The 20,571-nt window shown below is 52.6% G+C and carries 25 protein-coding genes; 19 read left to right on the top strand and 6 right to left on the bottom strand.

Translation table 11 applies throughout. From position 1 onward, the window contains the following. Window positions 1–39: 39 nt before the first annotated feature. Both KNP81_RS04130 and KNP81_RS04125 read right to left on the bottom strand, forming a co-directional pair. Window positions 40–447, bottom strand: coding sequence for an ROK family protein (locus tag KNP81_RS04130; protein ID WP_251130278.1), 408 nt, complete (start codon window positions 445–447; stop codon window positions 40–42). After that, complete coding sequence (locus tag KNP81_RS04125) at window positions 392–700, bottom strand: ROK family protein (protein ID WP_214718609.1); 309 nt, start codon at window positions 698–700, stop codon at window positions 392–394. Before KNP81_RS04125 ends, KNP81_RS04130 begins: the two co-directional genes overlap by 56 nt. Window positions 701–812: 112 nt before the next feature. Between KNP81_RS04125 and KNP81_RS04120 the strand changes: the two genes are divergently transcribed. Genes KNP81_RS04120 through KNP81_RS04105 form a run of 4 tightly spaced genes read left to right on the top strand, consistent with a single transcriptional unit; the run spans window position 813 to window position 3,779 of the window. Then, on the top strand, window positions 813–1,487 hold the full coding sequence (locus KNP81_RS04120; protein WP_214718607.1) for an ABC transporter ATP-binding protein: 675 nt from the start codon (window positions 813–815) through the stop codon (window positions 1,485–1,487). Then, a complete protein-coding gene (locus KNP81_RS04115; protein ID WP_214718605.1) occupies window positions 1,484–2,491 on the top strand; it encodes an ABC transporter permease in 1,008 nt (335 codons plus the stop codon). The genes KNP81_RS04120 and KNP81_RS04115 overlap by 4 nt, the downstream gene beginning before the upstream one ends. Then, a complete protein-coding gene (locus tag KNP81_RS04110; protein WP_214718603.1) occupies window positions 2,488–3,099 on the top strand; it encodes a class I SAM-dependent methyltransferase in 612 nt (203 codons plus the stop codon). The genes KNP81_RS04115 and KNP81_RS04110 overlap by 4 nt, the downstream gene beginning before the upstream one ends. A gap of 17 nt (window positions 3,100–3,116) precedes the next feature. Next, window positions 3,117–3,779: an NAD(P)H-dependent oxidoreductase gene (locus KNP81_RS04105; protein ID WP_214718602.1), complete on the top strand. Its 663-nt coding sequence runs from the start codon at window positions 3,117–3,119 to the stop codon at window positions 3,777–3,779. 36 nt (window positions 3,780–3,815) lie between these two features. Here KNP81_RS04105 and KNP81_RS04100 read toward each other — a convergent pair whose 3' ends face one another. Next, complete coding sequence (locus KNP81_RS04100) at window positions 3,816–4,451, bottom strand: nitroreductase family protein (RefSeq protein WP_214718601.1); 636 nt, start codon at window positions 4,449–4,451, stop codon at window positions 3,816–3,818. Beyond that, entirely contained in the window at window positions 4,448–4,894 is a 447-nt protein-coding gene (locus tag KNP81_RS04095; protein ID WP_029596329.1) for a MarR family winged helix-turn-helix transcriptional regulator, read from the bottom strand. Before KNP81_RS04095 ends, KNP81_RS04100 begins: the two co-directional genes overlap by 4 nt. Window positions 4,895–5,078: 184 nt before the next feature. Here KNP81_RS04095 and KNP81_RS04090 point away from each other — a divergent pair, with 184 nt between their 5' ends. The 6 genes from KNP81_RS04090 to modB all read left to right on the top strand — a co-directional run bounded on the left by KNP81_RS04090 (window position 5,079) and on the right by modB (window position 11,246). Then, on the top strand, window positions 5,079–7,271 hold the full coding sequence (locus tag KNP81_RS04090; RefSeq protein WP_251130264.1) for a malate synthase G: 2,193 nt from the start codon (window positions 5,079–5,081) through the stop codon (window positions 7,269–7,271). After that, on the top strand, window positions 7,268–7,564 hold the full coding sequence (locus KNP81_RS04085) for a hypothetical protein (RefSeq protein ID WP_029596327.1): 297 nt from the start codon (window positions 7,268–7,270) through the stop codon (window positions 7,562–7,564). Before KNP81_RS04090 ends, KNP81_RS04085 begins: the two co-directional genes overlap by 4 nt. Window positions 7,565–7,630: 66 nt before the next feature. After that, the gene (aceA, locus tag KNP81_RS04080; RefSeq protein WP_380082768.1) at window positions 7,631–8,911 is read left to right on the top strand and encodes an isocitrate lyase; all 1,281 of its coding nucleotides are present in this window, start codon (window positions 7,631–7,633) and stop codon (window positions 8,909–8,911) included. Window positions 8,912–9,058: 147 nt separating this feature from the next. Beyond that, a complete protein-coding gene (gene ric, locus KNP81_RS04075; protein WP_029596325.1) occupies window positions 9,059–9,766 on the top strand; it encodes an iron-sulfur cluster repair di-iron protein in 708 nt (235 codons plus the stop codon). A 107-nt stretch (window positions 9,767–9,873) separates the two neighbouring features. Further along, complete coding sequence (modA, locus tag KNP81_RS04070; RefSeq protein WP_214718595.1) at window positions 9,874–10,608, top strand: molybdate ABC transporter substrate-binding protein; 735 nt, start codon at window positions 9,874–9,876, stop codon at window positions 10,606–10,608. Next, window positions 10,605–11,246 (top strand): molybdate ABC transporter permease subunit, encoded by a 642-nt coding sequence (gene modB, locus KNP81_RS04065; protein WP_214718593.1) that lies wholly within the window; start codon window positions 10,605–10,607, stop codon window positions 11,244–11,246. Before modA ends, modB begins: the two co-directional genes overlap by 4 nt. Here modB and KNP81_RS04060 read toward each other — a convergent pair. Continuing rightward, complete coding sequence (locus tag KNP81_RS04060) at window positions 11,243–11,614, bottom strand: DUF3221 domain-containing protein (protein WP_214718590.1); 372 nt, start codon at window positions 11,612–11,614, stop codon at window positions 11,243–11,245. The genes modB and KNP81_RS04060 overlap by 4 nt on opposite strands. 134 nt (window positions 11,615–11,748) lie before the next feature. Between KNP81_RS04060 and KNP81_RS04055 the strand changes: the two genes are divergently transcribed. From KNP81_RS04055 to KNP81_RS04025, 7 genes are all read left to right on the top strand, one after another. After that, complete coding sequence (locus KNP81_RS04055) at window positions 11,749–12,876, top strand: MFS transporter (RefSeq protein ID WP_114164959.1); 1,128 nt, start codon at window positions 11,749–11,751, stop codon at window positions 12,874–12,876. Beyond that, complete coding sequence (locus KNP81_RS04050) at window positions 12,857–13,144, top strand: hypothetical protein (protein WP_114164958.1); 288 nt, start codon at window positions 12,857–12,859, stop codon at window positions 13,142–13,144. The genes KNP81_RS04055 and KNP81_RS04050 overlap by 20 nt, the downstream gene beginning before the upstream one ends. Further along, window positions 13,137–15,383, top strand: a complete 2,247-nt coding sequence (locus KNP81_RS04045; RefSeq protein WP_034780591.1) for a molybdopterin oxidoreductase family protein — start codon at window positions 13,137–13,139, stop codon at window positions 15,381–15,383. Before KNP81_RS04050 ends, KNP81_RS04045 begins: the two co-directional genes overlap by 8 nt. Further along, complete coding sequence (locus KNP81_RS04040; RefSeq protein WP_015880388.1) at window positions 15,380–15,922, top strand: 4Fe-4S dicluster domain-containing protein; 543 nt, start codon at window positions 15,380–15,382, stop codon at window positions 15,920–15,922. Before KNP81_RS04045 ends, KNP81_RS04040 begins: the two co-directional genes overlap by 4 nt. A 20-nt stretch (window positions 15,923–15,942) precedes the next feature. Then, the gene (locus KNP81_RS04035) at window positions 15,943–16,449 is read left to right on the top strand and encodes a QcrA and Rieske domain-containing protein (protein WP_034780593.1); all 507 of its coding nucleotides are present in this window, start codon (window positions 15,943–15,945) and stop codon (window positions 16,447–16,449) included. After that, complete coding sequence (locus KNP81_RS04030; RefSeq protein WP_214718588.1) at window positions 16,439–16,642, top strand: hypothetical protein; 204 nt, start codon at window positions 16,439–16,441, stop codon at window positions 16,640–16,642. Before KNP81_RS04035 ends, KNP81_RS04030 begins: the two co-directional genes overlap by 11 nt. A 110-nt stretch (window positions 16,643–16,752) precedes the next feature. Further along, the gene (locus KNP81_RS04025) at window positions 16,753–17,445 is read left to right on the top strand and encodes a Crp/Fnr family transcriptional regulator (protein WP_034780597.1); all 693 of its coding nucleotides are present in this window, start codon (window positions 16,753–16,755) and stop codon (window positions 17,443–17,445) included. Here the strand turns inward: KNP81_RS04025 and KNP81_RS04020 are convergent, their stop codons facing one another. Beyond that, window positions 17,446–17,958: a hypothetical protein gene (locus KNP81_RS04020; RefSeq protein ID WP_214718586.1), complete on the bottom strand. Its 513-nt coding sequence runs from the start codon at window positions 17,956–17,958 to the stop codon at window positions 17,446–17,448. It abuts the gene before it with no gap. A 222-nt stretch (window positions 17,959–18,180) separates the two neighbouring features. Between KNP81_RS04020 and KNP81_RS04015 the strand changes: the two genes are divergently transcribed. Together KNP81_RS04015 and moaA are read left to right on the top strand one after the other, a co-directional pair. Continuing rightward, on the top strand, window positions 18,181–19,497 hold the full coding sequence (locus KNP81_RS04015; RefSeq protein WP_211781932.1) for an MFS transporter: 1,317 nt from the start codon (window positions 18,181–18,183) through the stop codon (window positions 19,495–19,497). Window positions 19,498–19,560: 63 nt separating this feature from the next. After that, a complete protein-coding gene (gene moaA, locus KNP81_RS04010) occupies window positions 19,561–20,568 on the top strand; it encodes a GTP 3',8-cyclase MoaA (RefSeq protein ID WP_214718584.1) in 1,008 nt (335 codons plus the stop codon). Window positions 20,569–20,571: the final 3 nt, after the last annotated feature.

Raw genomic sequence — 20,571 nt, 5'->3', positions numbered from 1 at the left:
AAGGGTTTCCATCACAGACTCGTGGCGGAACCCCTTTTTTCACTGCGCCAACATGTGAAATCGTGCGGCACCGATCAAGTTGGCCTCGTTGAAGTGGGCACACGTCTCGACGTCGATGCGGAACGTTCCGAACGCGTCGCAAAGCGCGTCCAAGTGTCGCTTGATGCCGTCCCGAACTTCCGGGCGACGACTGATGCCGCCACCGATTAAAATACGCTCCGGGTCGAGCCCGAATTGGAGGTTGTAGATGCCAATCGCGTTCCAGCGACAGAAGCGCTCTAGTTCCGCCTGGATGATTGGGTCGCTTTGAAGCGCGAACACATCTTTTCCGGTAAGGGGACGTCCGAGTTGCTCACTGCATCGATGGACAAGAGCGGCCGTGGCACCGATTTTACTCCACAGGCAAGTCGTACCGTTCTTTGAACGCCTGTAAGAAAGGACGATCATGAATGTAGGGAAGTGCACTGATTCCATGAATCACGCCGGTCGTCGAATCGACGGCGCCGGGCGCACTGAAGCCGATACCGTCGAAACGGGCTTCGGCGGTCGTTTCGTTAAAGATCACATCGACTTGTTCGAGCAAGCCGTCCCACGTCGCAGGGGTTGGGACGTGTTTGTTTGACAGTAAGGTGCCATCGGATCGGACGACTCCGTATTTGATACTGGTTCCACCGATATCGATGGCTAAATAATGTTGCATGCTGTTCTACTCCTTTATGTGGAGGATGACAAGGGATATTATGACACATTTTTTTTGCGTGTTATGATAAACATAGTAAAAAACATATTCGTAAATCGGGAGGTTCTCTCTCATGAACGTTCACATTGAACAAGCCGGGTATGAACGCGGTGAGGCGGTCATCGAGGCCATCCGGTTCGAGGTCCGCCCGGGCGAAATCGTCGGGATGATTGGATCGAACGGGGCCGGGAAGAGTACGACGCTCGCCTGTCTCACCGGAACGATCCCGTGGATGCGTGGAACGGTGCAAATTGACCGCTACGCCTATATCCCCGAGCAACCGGTGTACTATGATTATTTGACGCTCGAGGAACATATCGCTCTCGTGTTGGAATTGACGGACGTTGATAATCGTGAGCGGACGGAAGAACTGATCCGGTTGTTTCGGCTCGAGACGGTTCGCCACGACTATATCGCCTCGTTCTCAAAAGGGATGAAGCAAAAAGCGATGATCCTCTTGGCGCTCATCCAAGAAGCGAAGTTTCTCCTTGTCGACGAACCGTTCGTTGGACTCGATGCGACGACGACGATCCAGTTGCTTCGTTTACTTGAAGCGGAACGTCGTCAAGGTACCGGGGTGCTTCTCGTCACCCACGTCCTCGATACGGCAGAGCGGTTATGCGACCGCTTCGTCTGGATCGATGACGGACGCATGCTCGCGGGCGGGACAAAAGAAGAGTTGCGTCTCAGCCTGCAAACCGAAGGCGAGTCGCTGTTCGATATGATGGAAGATGTGGTCATGCGATGAATGAACATCAGCTGTTCGTTAGACGTGTCCGCACCCATGTGACCAAACAGTGGAAGACGTGGCGGCTCATCTTGGATTGGACAGTCGTTCTATACGGCGTCATTCCGTTCGCCATCTTTCTCGGGTATCAATACCGATTGCTTTGGCAAGGCGAAATCGAGTGGGTGAGTCAGGTGCCGATGTTCGTTTGGGCGCTTGGAATTGGAATCGTCCTCCTTAGAAATCCGTTTTTCGTCTGGGTCGAACGGGCGGACGTGACGCTGGTGGCCAAACGTTCTTTGATTGATAAATTGAAGCACGATTCGCTGCTCTATCAAGCCCTCAAACTCGGTGCAATGTTCCTCTTTGTTTTGTCGGCGTTCATGCCCGTGCTTTGGCTTGACGGTTGGTCCGTTGCCTCTATATTCGCATTCGGGATCAGCCTCCTATTTTTGACCGGGATTCATACGTGGATCCGTTATCAGTTGACGGTCCGGCACAGCCATTGGATGTTACGAGTTACGGCCACGTGTGTGACGTTCGTTTGTATGTATGCGCTCCTCATCGACTCACCTTTATGGTCGGCCGTACTCGGCAGTGGTCTTGTTGCATTTGCGATGTATGTCGGAGAAGGGTGGCTGTCACGCCACCCATATCTTAGCCAAGAACTCGAACGTAGTGAGGCGTTGCGTACCGCTTTTGACCGGGCATTATTATCGACGTCGGGCGCCATCGAGAAGCCGAGCCGGCGCAAGCGTCCGCTCTATCGACCGAGACCGAATCGGTTTGGGACCGCCCGGCGCACGACGGCCATCTTACTTTATATACGGACGCCGCGTCATCGGAACTTATGGCTGCGTCTCATCCCGCTTGCCGTCACGGGGATGCTCCTCGTACCGAGTTGGTTCAAGTTGCTCATCCCGCTCTACGTCGGCTATGTGATGTGGCAAGAACGACAGGCGTTCAAACAAGAGATGGAGCGGCATCCGTTTTTCCGTGCCATCCAAGAAAGGACACATTCATGACTGAACAAGACTATGAACGATTGCTCCAAATCGAGACGGCGAAACCGCAACAAGGATTCCCGGCCTCGGCCGAATACCACCGCTATGAACCGACTCCTTATGAGGCGCTCGACTTGTTGCGTGACGCCTATCCGCTCGCGGCCACGGACACGGTCGTCGACTTCGGCTCGGGGAAAGGGCGCCTCCCGTTTTATCTCGCCTATACGTTCCGAGTTCGGGCCATTGGCATCGAAATGGATGGCGGCTTCCACGAAGCGGCACTTGAGAATTGGATGAACTACGCCAAGAAACACCGGACGCGTGGCAGTGTCCAGCTCGTCCGCGGCTACGCCGAACAGTTTGAGGTGCCGGCTGAGGCGAACCGCTTTTATTTCTTCAACCCGTTCTCGGTGAACGTGTTCCGGCAGGTCGTTGCGAACATCATCGAGTCGGTCGAGCGCGCACAGCGTCCGGTCGACCTCATCCTCTATTATCCGGCCGATGAGTACTTACATTTTTTGAATGACGAGACGCCTTTCCGCTACGTACAGGACGTTCGCTTGCCGTTAAAGAATCTCCATGAGCGCTTTCTTATTTATCGTTTTGATATGATAGAGTCATCTTGGTAAATGGGGAGTGGATCATCGTGAAGAAAGAAGATATTTTAGATGCGTATCGTTGGCGTCAAGCGACGAAAGAGTTCGACGCGGACCGTAAAATCGATGAGGAAGATTTCGAATTCATTCTGGAGACGGGTCGCTTATCACCGAGTTCGTTCGGCTTCGAGCCTTGGCAGTTCGTCGTCATTCGTCGCGAAGACTTGCTCCGGAAAATCAAAGACCACGCGTGGGGTGCCCAAGGACAGGCGTTAACGGCGAGCCATTTCGTGTTGATCTTGGCGCAGACGCCTGAAGCGATGCGCTACGACTCGGACTACATCCGTCACATCGTCACGGACGTCCAAGGACGGACCGAGGACGAGTACGCCCTTCGGGTGAAACGGGTCCGTGAGTTCCAAGAACAAGATTATCGACTGTTGGACGACGAGCGTGTGTTCCAAGAATGGATCAAACGCCAGACGTATATCCCGCTCGGCAACATGATGACGGCCGCAGCACAGATCGGCGTCGACTCATGTCCGATCGAAGGGTTCAATCAAGCGGAGATTGACGAATTATTGATTTCGGAAGGCGTCATGGAACGAGGCGCCTGGTCGCTCTCGGTCATGGTCGCATTCGGACATCGGGCCCGTGACTTCGCGCCGAAGACACGCCGTGACTTTAATGAGGTCGTCAAATACATCGGATGAAAAAAAGCTCAAGCGCCGAGGCGCTTGAGCTTTTGCTTATTTCCAGTCGGTGATGCGGTCGATTGGGAAGCGGACCGATTGGTAACCGTCTTCCGCGGCTTTTCCGATTGAGAGGAGCATGACCGGAAGGTAGCGCTCTTTCTCGAGGTCGAACGCTTCCGCGATGTTCGCTTTGTCATAACCACCGATCGGGTTTGTGTCGTAGCCGTGGGCACGGGCGACGAGCATGAGTTGCATCGCGACGAGACCCGAGTCGAGCAAGATGCTGTCTTTGACAGACTCTTTCGGTGCGTCTTTGAAGATGCCTTTGATCATGTCAACTTGACGGTCGCGGACGTCTGGTGGCATGAGGCCACGCTCGACGGCCGTATCAAAGATCTCTTGTGTGTAATCGGCCATCTGGTAGTCGGCAAAGATGGCGATAACGGCTGATGACGTCTCGACTTGGCGTTTGTTGAAGCTTGCGAGCGGAAGGAGTGTGTCTTTACCTTCTGCGCTATCGATGACGACGAAGCGCCACGGTTGCAGGTTGAGTGATGACGGTGCCGTCGTCGCTTCCTCCAGGATTTGTGTCATCTCTTCTTTTGAGATTTTGACGTTCTCATCATAGACGCGAATCGAGCGGCGTCCTTTGAGGATTTCCATAAAGTCTTTCTGTGTTGTCGTGTTCATATAAGGGTCTTCCTTTCATGTTGAATGTTGGTTTGTAACGTATTTAAAAGTTCGAGTAACTGTCGTTGCTCCTCTACCTTCATGTTTACAAAAAGACGGTCCGATAAGCACTTCTTTTGCTCGGTCCAATGTGCAATCCGCTCCCGACCGACATCGGTCAAATCGACAAAGATGACCCGATTGTCTTGGAGGCAGCGTTCGCGCGTGATCAAGCCCTGTGTCTCGAGCTGTTTCAAATGACGCGTGATGGCGGCATGATCGACGCCGACCCGTTGTTGCAGTTCACGCTGACGCAAAGGGCCGACGTGATGCAAGTTGCTCAAAATATCGAAGCGGGTCGAGCTGAGCCCATCCATTTCCGTATCGAACAGTTGGGCCAGTTCTTTTTGTACGGTGATGACGTGGTAGAGAATCTCATCGCTGAGCGAACAGGCGTCGCGCATCGGGTATCCTCCTTCAAAAAACTAATTGATGAATCAATCATTGATAGGTCACACAATGTATACTAATCGGTTTTGAAATAGATCGCAAATAAAAAGTTTCAAAAAAACTGTTGTCAAACTGTTATATAATAGTCTATATTAAAGTAAACTGATATATAACAATTGAATGGGAGGATGTGACGGCTTGGACCATTACAAACAAGTAGGTACTTATCACGTACATGAAACGTTGCTCGACTTCATCTCGGCTCGTATATTGCCTGACGAAGAGGCACACCGACAATTTTGGCCTGGGGTCGGGCGCCTACTCGATGAGTTCATTCCTCGGAATGAGTCACTGCTTCACGAACGTGAGTCGTATGAGCGACTATTACAGGAATGGTACAGCGAGCACAAGCAAGCCTTTGACCTGGAAGACTATGAGCGTTTCCTTCGGTCCATCGATTACATCGAAGCGACCGTCCCTGATTTCAGCATCGACGTTTCAGGTGTCGATTCAGAGGTTAGTAGGCAAGCCGGACCACAGCTCGTCGTTCCGCTCGACAACGCGCGCTATGCGTTGAACGCGGCGAACGCCCGCTGGGGAAGCCTGTATGACGCCTTGTACGGAACGGACGTCATCGACGAAGAGGACGGGAAAACGAAGTCGAACGGCTATAATCCAGTTCGCGGTGAAGCGGTCATCGCCTATGCCAAACAATTTCTCGACGATACATTTCCGCTCCGGGAGGGCTCGCACGAAGAAGCGAACGGCTATCTCGTGTCAGAGGGCAGGCCATACGCCATCATCGAAGGGAACCGCATCGCGTTTCAAGACGATTGTCTCGTCGGCTATGTCGGGGAAACGAGTGATCCGAATAAGCTCTTGCTCGTCCATAACGGGATTCACGCCGAGTTGCAGTTTGACCGGGACCACCCAATCGGACGGGTCGATCGAGCAGGGCTCATTGACATCGAACTCGAGTCCGCCTTGTCTGCCATCGTCGACTGTGAAGACTCGGTTGCCGCTGTTCGGGCGGAAGACAAGGTCCACCTTTACGCGAACTGGCTAGGCCTGATGGACGGGACGCTCGAAGCAACGTTCACGAAAGGAGGTCGGCCGCTCACTCGGAAGTTGAACCCTGACCGGAAGTATGTCGGGAAAGACGGGCGTGAAGTCACGCTTCCGGGCCGATCGCTCCTCTTTATTCGAAACGTCGGGCACTTGATGACGACAGACTTGATGATCGACGCGGAAGGACGTGAAGTACCGGAAGGGATCTTGGACGGGATTTTCACTGCGCTCATCGCGAGCCGCCATCTTGATGCCAGACGAAATTCCCGCGAACGCTCCATCTATATCGTCAAACCGAAGATGCATGGATCTAAGGAAGTCGCGTTCACGAACGACTTGTTCGATGCGATTGAAGATGTACTCGAGTTACCGCGTCACACGCTCAAAGTCGGCGTGATGGACGAGGAGCGACGCACGTCGCTTAATTTGAAGAACTGTATCGAGCAAGTGAAGGAACGCATCGTCTTCATCAATACCGGATTCCTCGACCGGACGGGCGATGAGATTCACTCCTCGCTCACGCTCGGACCGATGCGCAAGAAAGGCGAGATGAAGACATCAAAGTGGCTCGATGCTTATGAACGTCTGAATGTCCAGATCGGGCTTGACGCAGGATTCCATCAACGCGGGCAAATCGGGAAAGGGATGTGGGCGATGCCCGATCGGATGCGCGACATGATGCGTGAAAAAAGCAATCATGTCCGGTCCGGGGCGACGACGGCTTGGGTGCCGTCCCCGACGGCGGCCACGCTTCATGCACTGCATTACCATCAAGTCGATGCGTTTGACGTTCAGCGTGAGTTGGCGAATCGTTCGTTTGATCCAGCAACTGAGCGAGGGCGTCTGCTCGAGGTACCACTCGCCACGCGTCTCTATACAGATGAGGAAGTGAACGAGGAACTCGAGAACAACCTGCAAGGGTTGCTCGGTTACGTCGTCCGTTGGGTCGAGCAAGGTGTCGGTTGCTCCAAAGTGCCAGATATTCATCATGTCGGGTTGATGGAAGACCGAGCAACGCTTCGTATTTCGAGTCAACATGTCGCCAACTGGCTATACCATGGAATCTGTAGCCGTGAACAAGTCGAAGCGACGCTTTACCGGATGGCCGAGGTCGTCGACGCGCAAAACGCGGAAGATCCGCACTATCGTCCGATGACGCCAGATGTAGACTGCTCCATCGCCTATCAAGCGGCGAAAGAGTTAGTGTTCGAAGGCGATGCATCACCAAATGGATATACGGAACCGATCCTGCACCGGCGCCGCCGACAGTTTTTACAACAAGTGACATTAGAACCGAATTTAAAAGGAGGAGCATCATCATGACAACGAAAAAAATCGAAAGCGAACAGTTGATTGAACGTTGGGTCGTCCGTCGGATCGTCTCGGGGGAATCGACAGCGGCGCTCGCTAACACGGCGTTCGTCTATGGGAACGATTTGATGCGCCTCGTGCTCGACCGGGCCGACGGGTCGCTCCAAATCATGAGAGAGCCGGTCGAAGAGGTCGTCATATTCCGTAAACCAGAAGATCGTGACGAAGAAAACGTCTGTCGTTGCTGCGGGATGGAGCACTCGTCATTCAAAGCGGCGCTCGAATGCTGTGCATACTTGGATTAAGCTTGCATTATCTGTTATATAACAAACGATAAATATATAAATTAATATAATACAGGAGGAATGGATATGAATGAACAACAAATGCAACTAGAGGATATGTTACAGTCGGAACGGTTTAACGGGGTCGAACGTCCATATGGGGTCGAAGACGTGATGAGGCTTCGGGGGTCTGTCCTGATCGAGCATACGCTCGCGACAAAAGGAGCGGAACGGTTATGGGAGTTACTCCACGAACGAGACTACGTCCACGCGCTCGGCGCGTTGACGGGGAACCAGGCCATCCAGCAAGTGAAGGCGGGTCTCGAAGCCATCTATTTGAGCGGATGGCAAGTCGCCGCCGATGCGAACTTGTCGGGGCACATGTACCCGGACCAAAGCCTATACCCGGCTAACTCGGTGCCGAGCGTCGTCAAACGGATTAACCAGGCGCTTCAACGGGCCGATCAAATTCAAACGGCGGAAGGGAAAGGCGATACGCATTGGTTCGCCCCGATCGTCGCTGACATGGAAGCCGGTTTCGGCGGTGTGCTCAACGTGTTCGAGTTGACAAAGGCGATGATTGAGGCGGGTGCAGCCGGCGTCCACTTGGAGGATCAACTCTCTTCAGAGAAGAAGTGCGGTCACCTCGGCGGCAAAGTGTTGCTGCCGACACAGACGGCCGTGAAAAACTTGATTGCCGCACGTCTCGCGGCAGACGTCATGGGTGTTTCGACGATTATCGTCGCCCGGACCGACGCCCACGCCGCGAACTTGATTACGAGCGACATCGACCCGATCGATCATCCGTTCATCGTCGGCGACCGGACGCCAGAAGGGTTTTATCGGACCGAGGCAGGAATCGAACAGGCGATCGCACGCGGTCTCGCCTATGCACCGTACGCCGACCTCGTTTGGTGCGAGACGTCCGAGCCTGATTTGGACGAAGCGCGTCAATTCGCGGATGCGATTCATGCGAAGTATCCGGGCAAACTTCTCGCTTACAACTGTTCGCCGTCATTCAATTGGAAGAAGAAGTTGTCGGATGAGGAGATCGCAACGTTCCAACAAGAGATTGGTGCGATGGGATACAAGTTCCAATTCGTGACGCTCGCTGGCTTCCACTCGCTCAACTTCGGAATGTTCGAACTCGCACGCGGGTATAAAGACCGCGGGATGGCCGCCTACTCGGAACTGCAACAGGCCGAATTCAGTGCAGAACAGCACGGTTATACGGCGACACGTCACCAACGTGAGGTCGGGACCGGGTATTTCGATGAGGTGTCTCTCGTCATCTTGGGAGGCCGGTCGTCAACGACGGCGCTCACCGGATCGACCGAGACAGAACAATTTGAAGCGCCGTCCCATTAAGCGTCGCCCCTCCACAAGAGGGGCTTTTTTTGTGTCCAAATTCAGAACGCGTGCATCCTGTTCACTTAAATGTGACGTATTTCACATTTTTGTCGTCAAACTCTTGCTACGCTGAACATGTCAAAATGAATATGGAGGTTATGACAGATGACACAGACATTCACGGGCGATACGCACGTATCTGAAATCGTCAAACAATGCCCGCAAGCGGCAGACATTTTCAAACGGAACCGAATCGATTTTTGTTGTGGCGGCAACCGGCCACTCGCTGAAGCGACTGACAAATCGAAACGGTCGACGGAAGACATTTTAGAAGAAGTCAATGCGCTCTATCAACGCAAGCAAGAGATGAACGAGAAGAGCATCGATTGGGATGCTGCTTCTTCATCGGAATTGATTGAGCACATCATTTATAAGCATCACCAGTTTTTGACGGACGAATTACCACAGCTCACACCATATGTGACAAAAGTGTTCCGGGTTCACGGACAAAACCATCCGCACCTCGGACGCATTCATCAACTGTTCAATCAATTGAAAGTGGAACTTGAACAACATATCGTCAAAGAAGAGACAGAAGACTTCCCGACGTTGCTTCGTCACGAGACGGCACCGACAGCTGAAACGAGACGGGAGCTTGATGACATCTTGGCCTCGCTCGAGTCAGAACACGCGGCAGCCGGTGACATTTTAAAAGAGTTGCGTCAAATCACGAACGACTATACGCCGCCTGAAGGAGCGTGTGGGACGTATCGTCTTGTCTATCAACGGTTAGAAGCGCTCGAATCGGATACATTTGAACACATTCATCTCGAAAACAACATTTTATTCCCGCGGGCGCGCACGTTCGCTTAAGCAGTGGCACACCTCTACTTACGTGGGGGTGTCTTTTTGTGACGTTTGATACAGATGAGAGGCAAATCAAGCGCTACGATAAAGGGGAGGCAAAGGAGTGATTAATCATGAAACGGGTGAGTGGAGTCATCGTAGGGGTGACGGTCGCCTTATTACTAAGTCAAGTCTGGTCGAGTTCAGATTCGGAGGACACCACCGTGACCATTTTGGCGGCGGCAAGCTTAGGACCGGCTTTAGAAGCGGTAGAGCGACAACTTGAAGCGGAATTCGATGGGATCGACGTTCGGGTCGTGACGAACGGGAGCGGCGCCTTGCGAGCACAAATCGATCACGGGTCTCCGGCAGATATCTTTTTAGCCGCGAGCGTTGATGATGTCGACCGATTACAAATCCCAATTCTAGAGCGGGATGCGTTCTTGCATAACGAGCTGTGGCTCGTGACACCGAAAGGGAAACCGTGCGCGGAGACGTGGGACGACTTGAACGCATGTGCTCGGATCGTCATCGGTGATCCGGTCAATGTCCCGGCCGGTCGCTACGCGAAAGCGGCGTTAGAAGTGGAAGGCGTGTGGGAAGAAGTGGAACCACGAATCATGTTCGCCCAGAATGTGAGACAAGTGTTGACGCTCATCGAACAAGGCGACGCCAATGCGGGATTCGTCTATAAGACTGAACTGACGACGGACGTCGAGTCGCTTCAGGCGGTCCCGTTTGAAGCGACGGGTACGATCGCGTATCCGGCGGTTCGGTTGACGCACAACCCATACGTGCGCGATGTTTACGCGCGTTTGTTTGACGATGAGATCCAAGCTCACTTTTTAGCGAAAGGATTTTCTAAATGACGCAATCTCCACTTCAACTCACATTCGAAGTCGGGATGATGGCGACGGTGAGCGCCTTCGTCCTCGCCTTCGGAGTAGCCTATTTCATGCATCACCGTCAATTCAAAGGAAAGCGGCTGTTGGAGACGGTGTTTTTACTGCCGCTCATCTTGCCGCCGACAGTCATCGGACTATACGCCTTGATTGTCCTCGGGAACAACGGGATCGGCGGATTGTTACCGATTACTATCTTGTTCACCAAACAGGCGAACGTCATCGCGTCCGCCTTGGCCGCGTTCCCACTCATCTACCAAACGATTCGTCTCGGTCTCAAACAACTCGATGCGGAATGGTATGAGGCCGGACGCGTGCTCGGCGGGTCAGAGCGTCAACTGTTCACCTACGTGACGATTCCGCTGCTGTTACCCGCGTTGACGAGCGGCTTCGTCCTCGGCTTCGCCCGATCAATCGGCGAGTTTGGAATTACGATGATGATTGCCGGAAATATCCCGGGCGAGACGATGACGCTCGCCACAGCGATTTATATGGCGACAATTAACGGTGATATGACCCAGGCACTCGTCTGGAGCGGATGGTTGGTTGGTTTGGCGTTTTTAGTCCTCTGGCTGAGTGAACGTTATGGCAAGCGTTCATATTAGTCGATCACATCGACTTTTTTCACATAAGACCGGTTCGGAGTATTTAAGATACTCGGACCGGTCTTTTTCCAAATGTGGACGTGGTCCCCGACAGCGATTTGCTCGAACGTGGCTTTCACTTGAAACTTGAACCAGCTTACGTCTTCCGGTTCACTTTGTGCGAACAAGGTGTCAGGAGAGAGCGTGGCCTCTTCTGCGGTAATTCCGCTGATGACGAGTGCGGTGCGGTCAGATTCATTTATTTCAATCACATACCCCTCGACATCTGGTTCGGTCGTCGCTCGATTGGCGAAGACGAAACCGATGGAAAAGACGACGAGCATGGCCGCGATGGTGAGGAATAACATGATTTTAAGCGATGATTTCATAAGGGAACGCCTCCTTCGTTCATTATTCTGTCACGTCTCGAATCGCTTATCTGTGAAAAAAGTAACAGTTAAGTCGAGATGTCATCTTTATGATGAAACTATGAAGTCGCTCGGAAAGAGAAGGGGGAACACATATGTCCGATCGTTATTTTTATTCGACCGCCGCAAAGTGGTCGTTCGTAGGATTCACCGTCTTGGTGCTCTCGACATGGATCGCCTCGGCAGGATTTGAGCACGTAGACATGGCGCTGTTCGGCTACTATATCGCCGCCGTCATTTGCATGATTGGGATGGTCGTCCGCTTGACGTTATTTTTTGCACGGCCGGCCACCTCACAAGTATTGAAGCGGAGCCTCAAACAAATGAAGGCAGAAAAGAAACGGGCCAGCAAGGCCGTCGCCGCTACGACCGTCAACAACATCGTCTTACAGAAGTTCATCTGGGAACGTGGCTGGTACCGCTGGACCCAACATATGTTGATTGCCTGGGGATGTCTCGGGTCGTTCGCCATCACATTCGGGCTGACGTTCCAATGGATGCGGTTTGATTTGATTGATATCGAGACGTATCAGATTGTCGTCTTTAACATCCCGACCATCAAGATGGCCGCGCACGGGTTGTTCGCGGAGCTCGTCTATAACGGCTTGAACATCACCGCGCTCATGTTGCTCGTCGGCGTGCTCATGGCGCTCTATCGCCGGATCAACGACCAGGACGTGAAAGTGACCCAGCGGTTCGAATTTGATATTTTACCGCTCCTCATGTTGCTCATCGTCACTGTCTCGGGGTTGTTGCTGACCGTTTCGTACGTGTTCTTCGGAGGCTTCATCCATCACGAGCTCGCCTTGTTCCATCAATTGACCGTCATCATCTTTTTATGTTACTTCCCGTTCGGTAAACTGTTCCACTTGCCGGTCCGACCGATGGCGGCCAGTGTCCCGATGAACTACCGGGAAGTTGAGGCAGATGAGACACGTGTCTGCGCCGGGTGCGGGACACGTTATGCGACGGACAATCAAGTCGAGGACGTCCAAGCGATTTTGCAAGCACAGACGATCCAGCTCGGGCTCAGTGACGGGACCCAGCTCTCTGATTACTGCCAACCGTGTCGACGTTCGATGCGTGTGAAGATGCAATTGAACTTGATGAACGGACAGTTACCGACGCACCCGGTCGATACGAACACCGGCATGTCGATGCCAGGATTCGGCCGACCGAAGGAGACGAAAGGTGAGGCAAAAGATGAGACACCTGTGCGTTAAGTGCGGCGAACCGACCGGCACGCTTGAAGAGATTGAACAAGTGAAACAATTGCTCGAGGGGTCGGACCAACTCGTGAAAGTCGATGCGGCGCACACGGTCCAAGACCTCTGTCACGCCTGTCGTCGTCGCGCCCGGCTCGATTCGGCGCTCGGACGGCCCGGAAGTGACGGGATGCATTATCCGCTTCAAACGATTAACGGCTATCACGTCAGTGGATTTTCAAAACGAAGAGCGGAAACGTTCTATGGAGGGGAAGACGATGAGTGACTTTTTAACGTCGCCAGAAGTACAGAATTTAATCAAACCGGGTGAAAAGTTGATCACGACCCACTGTTGTTACTGTGGCATGCAGTGCGGCATGCATATCCGGGTCGATGAGAAAACCGGGGCCGTCAAAGGCGTTGAACCACGCTACGATTTCCCGGTCAACAAAGGAAAACTTTGTCCGAAAGGCGTCACGGCCTATCAAACGATCGAACATCCGGACCGCATCATGACTCCGCTCATCAAACGGAACGGCAAGTTTGAAAAAGCGACATGGGAAGAAGCGCTCGACGTGATCGAAGCGAACTTTAAACGCATTCAACGAGAGCATGGGAAAGATGCGGTGTCCGTCTTCGGCGGCGTCTCGATGACGAATGAAAAATGTTACCTCGTCGGGAAGTATGCCCGGGTCGCACTCGGCACACGGTTCATCGATTACAACGGTCGCTTCTGCATGTCGTCAGCTGCCGGCGGTTTCTTAAAGACACTTGGGATTGACCGCGGAGCGACGCTTCCATGGACGGAGTTCGAGCACGTCGACACATTCTTTGTCGCCGGTTCGAATATCGCCGAATGTCATCCGACGACGACGCAACATATTTGGAAGGCGAAAGACAAAGGCGCGAAAATCATCGTCGCCGACCCGCGTGAAATTCCGATGGCGCGCGTCGCCGATGTCCATCTCGATTTGAAGCCAGGGACGGATGCGGCGCTTGCGATGGGATTGCTCAACTTTTTAGTCGAACACGATTATGTTGATCAAGCGTACGTGGATGAGCGTTGCGATAACTACGAAGAGTTGAAAGCGTCGGTCCGAGACTGGACGCTCGAACGGACGAGTGAGGTAACCGGTGTCGCCATCGAAAAACTCGAGAAGGCCGGTCATATTTACGGGAAGAGCCCACGTTCGGTCATGTTGTTCGCCCGCGGCGTCGAACAACAGTCAAAAGGCGTCGACAATGTCTCGCTCTATACGTCGATGGCGCTCTTACGAGGCATGATTGGGAAGTTTGCTTCGGGCGTCGCCACGATGACGGGGCAAGGGAACGGGCAGGGTGGACGAGAACATGGACAAAAAGCAGACCTGTTACCAGGCTACCGGAAATTAACTGACCCGAAAGCCGTTGAATATGTGAGCGGGGTTTGGGGCATCGATCCTTCCGAGATGCCAAAACCAGGTGTGTCCGCGTTCGAAATGTTCGATGAGATTCAAGCGGGAACGATTCGGGCGATGCACCTCATGTGTTCGAACCCAGCCGTTTCGGCACCGAACCTTCCGTACGTGTGGGACAGTTTCAACAAACTCGATTTCTTCGTCGTCAGTGACTTCTTCATGTCGGAATCTTGTGAGTTCGCGGATGTCGTCTTACCGGCTTGTTCGTGGGCCGAAGACGAAGGGACGACGACAAATCTAGAAGGACGTGTCATTCGGATCCGGAAAGTGCGCGAACCGCTCGGCGACTCGCTCCCAGACTGGGAAATCATGAAGCGGATCGCTGAGCGGATGGGACGCGGACAGTACTTCCCGTATGAGACGGCGCGTGACATCTGGGAAGAGTTCCGCATCGCGACGAAAGGTGGAGCGGCTGACTACTCTGGGATCACATGGGAACGAATCGACGACGAGTATGGTGTCTTTTGGCCATGTCCGTCCGAAGATCATCCCGGCACACCGACGATGTTCAAAGAACGGTTTGGAACGGCGAACGGAAAAGCGAATTTGCCTGTCGTCACATATCGGCCGGCCGGTGAATATGCGAATGAAGAATATCCGGTCACGCTCACGACAGGTCGGGTCGTCTTCCATTACTTGTCAGGCAATCAGACGCGCCGTGTCGACTTCTTGAGCACGATGTCAAAACTGCCGTTCGTGGAGATCCATCCGGAGTTGGCATCAAGTTATAGCCTTCAAACGGGCGACAAAGTCGAACTCCGCACACGTCGCGGATCGATGGTCGTCGAAGCACGTTTGACGAAGGCGATTCGAAAAGATACGGTCTTCGTCCCTTATCATTGGGGCAAGGAGCTCGCCATCAATCAATTGACGAACCCGTGTCTCGATCCGATGTCACGCATGCCGGAGTTCAAGGTATGTGCGGTACAAATGAAAAAGTTACCGGCCAACACCCCGTTACACATTAATCCGTTGACGGTCCCGCTCGGATCAAGCGTGCCGTTCATGGCGGACCATGCGATTGCGACGAGCTGTCATGTCATGGATGAGGAGGTTCATACGAAATGAATAAGGTCATGTATTTAGAGTTTGAACGTTGTATCGGCTGTCGGGCCTGTCAGGCAGCTTGCCGCGAATGCGGGGACCACGAGGGGCTCGAGCGCAACTATGTGGATTATATCGATTTCTCGGAGAACCGTCAGACGTTCCCAATGATCTGTATGCAGTGTAAAAATCCGGCTTGTGCTCAAGTGTGTCCGGCCAATGCGATTCAAATCACGCCAGAGGGCGTCGTGTTATCGGCTTCGGAAGAAAAATGTATCGGCTGCCGGAACTGTACGTTCGCTTGTCCGTTCGGGATTCCGAAGTTCGACTTTGAGAAGAATAAGATGTATAAGTGCGACATGTGTTACGACCGCTCCAAACATGATATCGCGCCGATGTGTGCGTCGGTTTGTCCGTCGGATGCGATTCGCTTCATTGACCATGACGAGATGATGCAACTCCGTCGTCAACGCGTCCAAATGAACATGATCGAAGGGAAAAAGCCTTCGCAAGACGATAAATGGAATTACGTCCCTGAATTCTTTGGCGTCTATTCCGATTGAGATGGAAAGGAAGATGACTTATGTCAAATGAATCAAAAGACCGGGAACGATTATCCGCACTCGTCGATAACTTGAGCCGGGCCGATGACGTGAAACTGAATCGACGGGCGTTCATCAAATCAACGTTCGGCGCCGGTATCGCACTCGGTCTCGCGACCGTCCCGTTCAATATCGCGGCCTTCGTTCGAAGCGAGCCGAGAACTGACCGTCAGTTCATCACGACGGTCGAGGCGCTAGAGCGCGGGAAATCACTCGAATTTGAATATCCGGGTACGGAACCATCGTTGCTTGTTCATTTAAAGAATGGTGAGTTCGTTGCCTATAACAACAAATGCACCCATTTGCAGTGTCCGGTGTTTTATGTGGAGGAAGAAGATGTCCTTCTCTGTCCGTGCCACCGTGGTTACTTCGGTGTCGACGGCCAACCACAGGCCGGTCCGCCACAACGGGAACTCCCTAAAATCTTGCTTGAAATCGAGAACGGGAAGATTTTTGCGGTCGGAAGAGAGATTCATCATGGGGCGTAACGGTTGGAGTTTAATCGGATTGGTCATATTGCTCGCGACAAACATGGTACTCTTGCAATATACGATTGAGAGCTACATGGTGTATGATCACGCCTCGATGCGACTGTATATGATTATCGCCGTCATCAATGTCGGATTGATCGGCTTATTATATCGATATTGGAAAAAAATTGAATATCGTACGAAAGAATAGTCCTCCCCTTGAAACGCTTCCAAATGTTGATTGCGTTTCGAGGGGGTTTGTGTTTAGAATGAAGGCAAGCTTTCATATGGCGCAACATGTTTTAAGGAAGGTCGGTGGAAATGGCTCATTCAAGTAAAGCGATGGTGCTCGAGGAAACAAAAAAATTGGCACATCGCATCATTCATGTCCCAAAAGGCGGTTTTCTGTTCCGAGAACAAGAAGACGCAGCTGAATTTTATATTGTAAAGAGTGGACTGATCCAAATTTCGAAATTGACGGAAAATGGAAAAGAATTGACGTTACGTTGTTTAAGCGCTGAGGCTTGTTGCGGAGAGTTGACGTTATTCGCAATCGAACCAAAATATTTATTTAACGCCAAGGCGTTAGAAGATAGTGAAATTTATGCGGTCAAAATCGAGCGTATTGAAACGATGATTTTGTCGTCGAACCCGGAATTCGTCCGCGAGTTCATGGTCATGATCAACGAACATATGCGGAAACAGCATACGAAATTTAGAGACTTGGTGTTGAACGGGAAAAAAGGAGCGCTCTACTCGACGCTCATTCGTATGGCGAACAGCTATGGGGTGGAAGTCGAAGACGGTATTCTCATCGACTTGAAACTGAAAAACCAAGAGCTCGCCAACTATTGCGGGACATCGCGTGAACGCGTGAATCGCATGTTGAACGAGCTCGCCCAAGAAGGGATTATTTCACTCCCTTCCCGTCAAATCATTATCCATGACCTCGACCGGTTGAAACTGCTCAACCATTGTGAGGACTGTCCGGTCTCGGTCTGTGTCATCGATTGATCACATTACGGCGGCAAGCGATAGCTCGCCTTCAAAATGCTCCAATCCATCGGCCTCGATTGTACAGGCCGATACATAAAACTCGCCATCTTCCATCAACGCATAAGACCGGAGCACGCCTTCGGCTAGCTTGATCCCGTTGGCGCGGACCTCGACGACGACACCTTCCATCGAGCGGACACGCGCTGCAGATAAAAAGTCGAGCCATCGTTTGAAATGGCGATAAACGGTGACCGTGGTCCCGTCCCCTAAGTAACCGATGACTGCCTGTGCGTCATCGATCGTCACGTCATGGTGAGTGTCGATCCGAACGAGCAAGGTGTGCAGCGCTTCTAGTTCTTCTAACGGACTTTCAAGTGGGAATGTGATATCGAGCCCCGTCTCGGTGAACGCAGCCTCGGCGATCGCGACGCCGAAGACACGGAACACGTGGGCCCCGTCTTGACTGAAGAAATATGGTTGTAGCGCCAAGCGAACTTCGGGCGCACAGTGGATTTGAATGAGATGTGACAAATTAATCCCTCCTCTATTCCTTACGATAAGGAATCGGGGAGGTTTTTTCTGTGTTCAATGTCACAGAAACAAAAGATAGGCGATTTTGTCACAGATTGATGACAGGGTGAGAAAAAAACTCAAGATGCGAAATAAGTGTGAAAGAAGGCACACTTTTTTAAGGGGACGGCCGATAGGATGGGATTAGGGTACGAATTGAACCGTTAAGAGGAGGAATAGACCATGCAACAATTAGACAAAGGGTCACACGCACTCGCCGAGTGGAAGCCAGAGGATGTGGGATTTTGGGAAGGAACGGGAAAACAAGTCGCCAATCGGAACTTGCTCGTTTCGGTCCCGGCACTGACGCTTGCATTCATCGTCTGGCAAATGTGGTCGGTCGCAGCCGTCCAATTGAATTCGATCGGGTTTAGCTTTACGCAAGGCCAGTTGTTCACGTTGGCCGCACTGCCTGGACTTGTCGGGGCGACGTTGCGCTTTTTCTATACGTTCGCAAACAGTATATTCGGCGGTCGGAACTGGACGATCTTCTCGACATCGATTTTGTTGTTGCCGCTCCTAGGCATCGCCTATGCCGTTCAAAACGTCAATACGCCGTATTGGGTATTCATGATTTTGGCCGCACTTTGCGGACTAGGCGGCGGAAACTTCTCGTCATCAAACGCCAACATCGGCGCGTTTTATCCGAAAGCGAAAAAAGGGACGGCGCTCGGGATTAACGGAGGCATCGGGAACTTGGGCGTCTCGCTCGTCCAATTGATCACACCGCTCGTCATCACGACAAGTATTTTCGGGTTCATCGGCGGGAACGCCCTCGTGACCGAGACCGGCGAAGAGATTTGGCTTCAAAACGCCGCGCTCCTTTGGGTCGTGCCGACCATCATTTTGACGGTCTGCGCATACTTGTTCATGGATAACTTACCGACCGCGCGTCAATCGCTTCGTGAACAGGCGAGCGTGTTTAAAGACAAACATTTTTGGATTCAAACGTTGCTCTACACGGCGGCGTTCGGTTCCTTCATTGGATATGCCGCAGCGTTCCCGATGATTTTAAAGTTAAAGTTCCCTGAGTCGGACTTGATGGCGCTCGCCTTCCTTGGTGCCTTCCTTGGCGCCTCTTCGCGTCCGTTCGGGGGCTGGATCAGTGATAAGATTGGAGCGGCCAAAGTGACATTGATCGTGTTCGGAATCATGGCGCTCGGTACGATCAGTGTCATCATGGCCATCACGAACAGCAACTTGACGATGTTTTTCATCTCCTTCGTCGTCTTGTTCATCGCAACAGGACTCAACTCTGGAGCGACGTTCGCGATGATTCCCCACGTGTTCGTGGCGACGAAGACACCGGCCGTCGTCGGATTCTCCGCAGCGTTTGCTGCTTACGGCGCCTTCTTCATTCCGAAGATGTTCGGTTGGTCGCTCGAGCTCGTCGGTTCGTTCAACGGTGCGTTGTTCGTCATGCTAGGGCTCTATGCGATTTCGATTGCCACCACAATTTATTATTACTTGCGCAGCGGTGCTGAAAAGCCGATTCGCTGACAAATCGACGCAGGGACTGTGAGGGTCCCTGCTGTCGTTGATGGATAGAAAGGATGAACCAAGATGACACCATGGACCGATCGACGGAGACGACCGTTGGAAGACTTACGCATCTCAGTCATTGATAAATGCAACTTTCGTTGCCGATACTGCATGCCGGAAGAGGCGTTCCGCCACCACCAATTTTTAAAACGAGATGAGTTGTTATCGTTTGACGAGATCGAGCGCTTCGTTCGCATCATCGCCCCACACGGCGTGAAAAAAGTGCGTCTGACCGGGGGCGAACCTCTACTCAGGCCGAATCTCGATGAACTGATTCGCCGCCTTCGCGCGGTCACGACCATCGAGACGATTGGGTTGACGACGAACGGCGTCTATTTAGAACGGATGGCGAAAGTGTTGAAGCAAGCTGGGCTCGACCGGGTCAACGTCAGTCTAGACGCCTTATCGGCCGAGACGTTCGGGATGATGAACGGACGCGGCACGTCGCCCGAGACGGTATTACGAGGAATCAATGAGGCGAAACGGCAAGGGCTCGAAGTGAAAGTGAACATGGTCGTCCGAAAAGGCTGGAACGATCATGAAGTCGCCCCGATGGCCGCGTATTTCAAAGAACGGAACATCACACTCCGTTACATCGAGTTCATGGATGTCGGCACGGCGAATGAATGGAACGTCGAACATGTCGTGTCGTCTGAATCGATTCTTGAGGTGTTGAAACAACGAAATGGATTACTTGAACCGCTTGCACCCGAAACACTAGGAGAAGTCGCACAACGTTACCGTTACACGGATGGGGCGCAAGTCGGCTTCATCTCTTCGGTCAGCCAACCGTTCTGCGGAACGTGTACGCGAGGCCGCCTATCGAGTGATGGCAAATGGTACACGTGCCTGTTCGCAGAAGACGGGACCGATATCCGCGAATTGCTCCGCAGTGGGGCGAGCGATGAATTGATTGCCATGACACTGAAAATGGTATGGGAAGTACGGGACGACCGCTATTCGGAAGAACGGTCGCGAACTGGGAGTCGGACACGTAACCGGATTGAAATGAGTTATATCGGAGGATGAAGA

This window comes from Exiguobacterium sp. s149 (genome assembly GCF_018618395.1).
GTDB classification, from domain to species: Bacteria; Bacillota; Bacilli; order Exiguobacteriales; family Exiguobacteriaceae; genus Exiguobacterium; species Exiguobacterium chiriqhucha.
Note: the sequence above shows the minus strand (reverse complement) of the source record. Positions and strands in the feature narration are given on the sequence as shown.

Excerpts from the sequence above, each read along its gene's own strand:
- KNP81_RS04110 (WP_214718603.1), top strand. The coding sequence starts at position 2,488 with ATGACTGAACAAGACTATGAACGATTGCTCCAAATCGAGACGGCGAAA.
- KNP81_RS04115 (WP_214718605.1), top strand. The coding sequence starts at position 1,484 with ATGAATGAACATCAGCTGTTCGTTAGACGTGTCCGCACCCATGTGACC.
- modB (WP_214718593.1), top strand. The coding sequence starts at position 10,605 with ATGACGCAATCTCCACTTCAACTCACATTCGAAGTCGGGATGATGGCG.
- KNP81_RS04125 (WP_214718609.1), bottom strand. The coding sequence starts at position 700 with ATGCAACATTATTTAGCCATCGATATCGGTGGAACCAGTATCAAATAC.
- KNP81_RS04035 (WP_034780593.1), top strand. The coding sequence starts at position 15,943 with ATGTCAAATGAATCAAAAGACCGGGAACGATTATCCGCACTCGTCGAT.
- modA (WP_214718595.1), top strand. The coding sequence starts at position 9,874 with ATGAAACGGGTGAGTGGAGTCATCGTAGGGGTGACGGTCGCCTTATTA.
- KNP81_RS04030 (WP_214718588.1), top strand. The coding sequence starts at position 16,439 with ATGGGGCGTAACGGTTGGAGTTTAATCGGATTGGTCATATTGCTCGCG.
- KNP81_RS04055 (WP_114164959.1), top strand. The coding sequence starts at position 11,749 with ATGTCCGATCGTTATTTTTATTCGACCGCCGCAAAGTGGTCGTTCGTA.
- KNP81_RS04060 (WP_214718590.1), bottom strand. The coding sequence starts at position 11,614 with ATGAAATCATCGCTTAAAATCATGTTATTCCTCACCATCGCGGCCATG.
- KNP81_RS04015 (WP_211781932.1), top strand. The coding sequence starts at position 18,181 with ATGCAACAATTAGACAAAGGGTCACACGCACTCGCCGAGTGGAAGCCA.
- aceA (WP_380082768.1), top strand. The coding sequence starts at position 7,631 with ATGAATGAACAACAAATGCAACTAGAGGATATGTTACAGTCGGAACGG.
- KNP81_RS04095 (WP_029596329.1), bottom strand. The coding sequence starts at position 4,894 with ATGCGCGACGCCTGTTCGCTCAGCGATGAGATTCTCTACCACGTCATC.
- KNP81_RS04040 (WP_015880388.1), top strand. The coding sequence starts at position 15,380 with ATGAATAAGGTCATGTATTTAGAGTTTGAACGTTGTATCGGCTGTCGG.
- KNP81_RS04120 (WP_214718607.1), top strand. The coding sequence starts at position 813 with ATGAACGTTCACATTGAACAAGCCGGGTATGAACGCGGTGAGGCGGTC.
- moaA (WP_214718584.1), top strand. The coding sequence starts at position 19,561 with ATGACACCATGGACCGATCGACGGAGACGACCGTTGGAAGACTTACGC.
- KNP81_RS04085 (WP_029596327.1), top strand. The coding sequence starts at position 7,268 with ATGACAACGAAAAAAATCGAAAGCGAACAGTTGATTGAACGTTGGGTC.
- KNP81_RS04050 (WP_114164958.1), top strand. The coding sequence starts at position 12,857 with ATGAGACACCTGTGCGTTAAGTGCGGCGAACCGACCGGCACGCTTGAA.
- KNP81_RS04100 (WP_214718601.1), bottom strand. The coding sequence starts at position 4,451 with ATGAACACGACAACACAGAAAGACTTTATGGAAATCCTCAAAGGACGC.
- ric (WP_029596325.1), top strand. The coding sequence starts at position 9,059 with ATGACACAGACATTCACGGGCGATACGCACGTATCTGAAATCGTCAAA.
- KNP81_RS04130 (WP_251130278.1), bottom strand. The coding sequence starts at position 447 with ATGATCGTCCTTTCTTACAGGCGTTCAAAGAACGGTACGACTTGCCTG.
- KNP81_RS04025 (WP_034780597.1), top strand. The coding sequence starts at position 16,753 with ATGGCTCATTCAAGTAAAGCGATGGTGCTCGAGGAAACAAAAAAATTG.
- KNP81_RS04045 (WP_034780591.1), top strand. The coding sequence starts at position 13,137 with ATGAGTGACTTTTTAACGTCGCCAGAAGTACAGAATTTAATCAAACCG.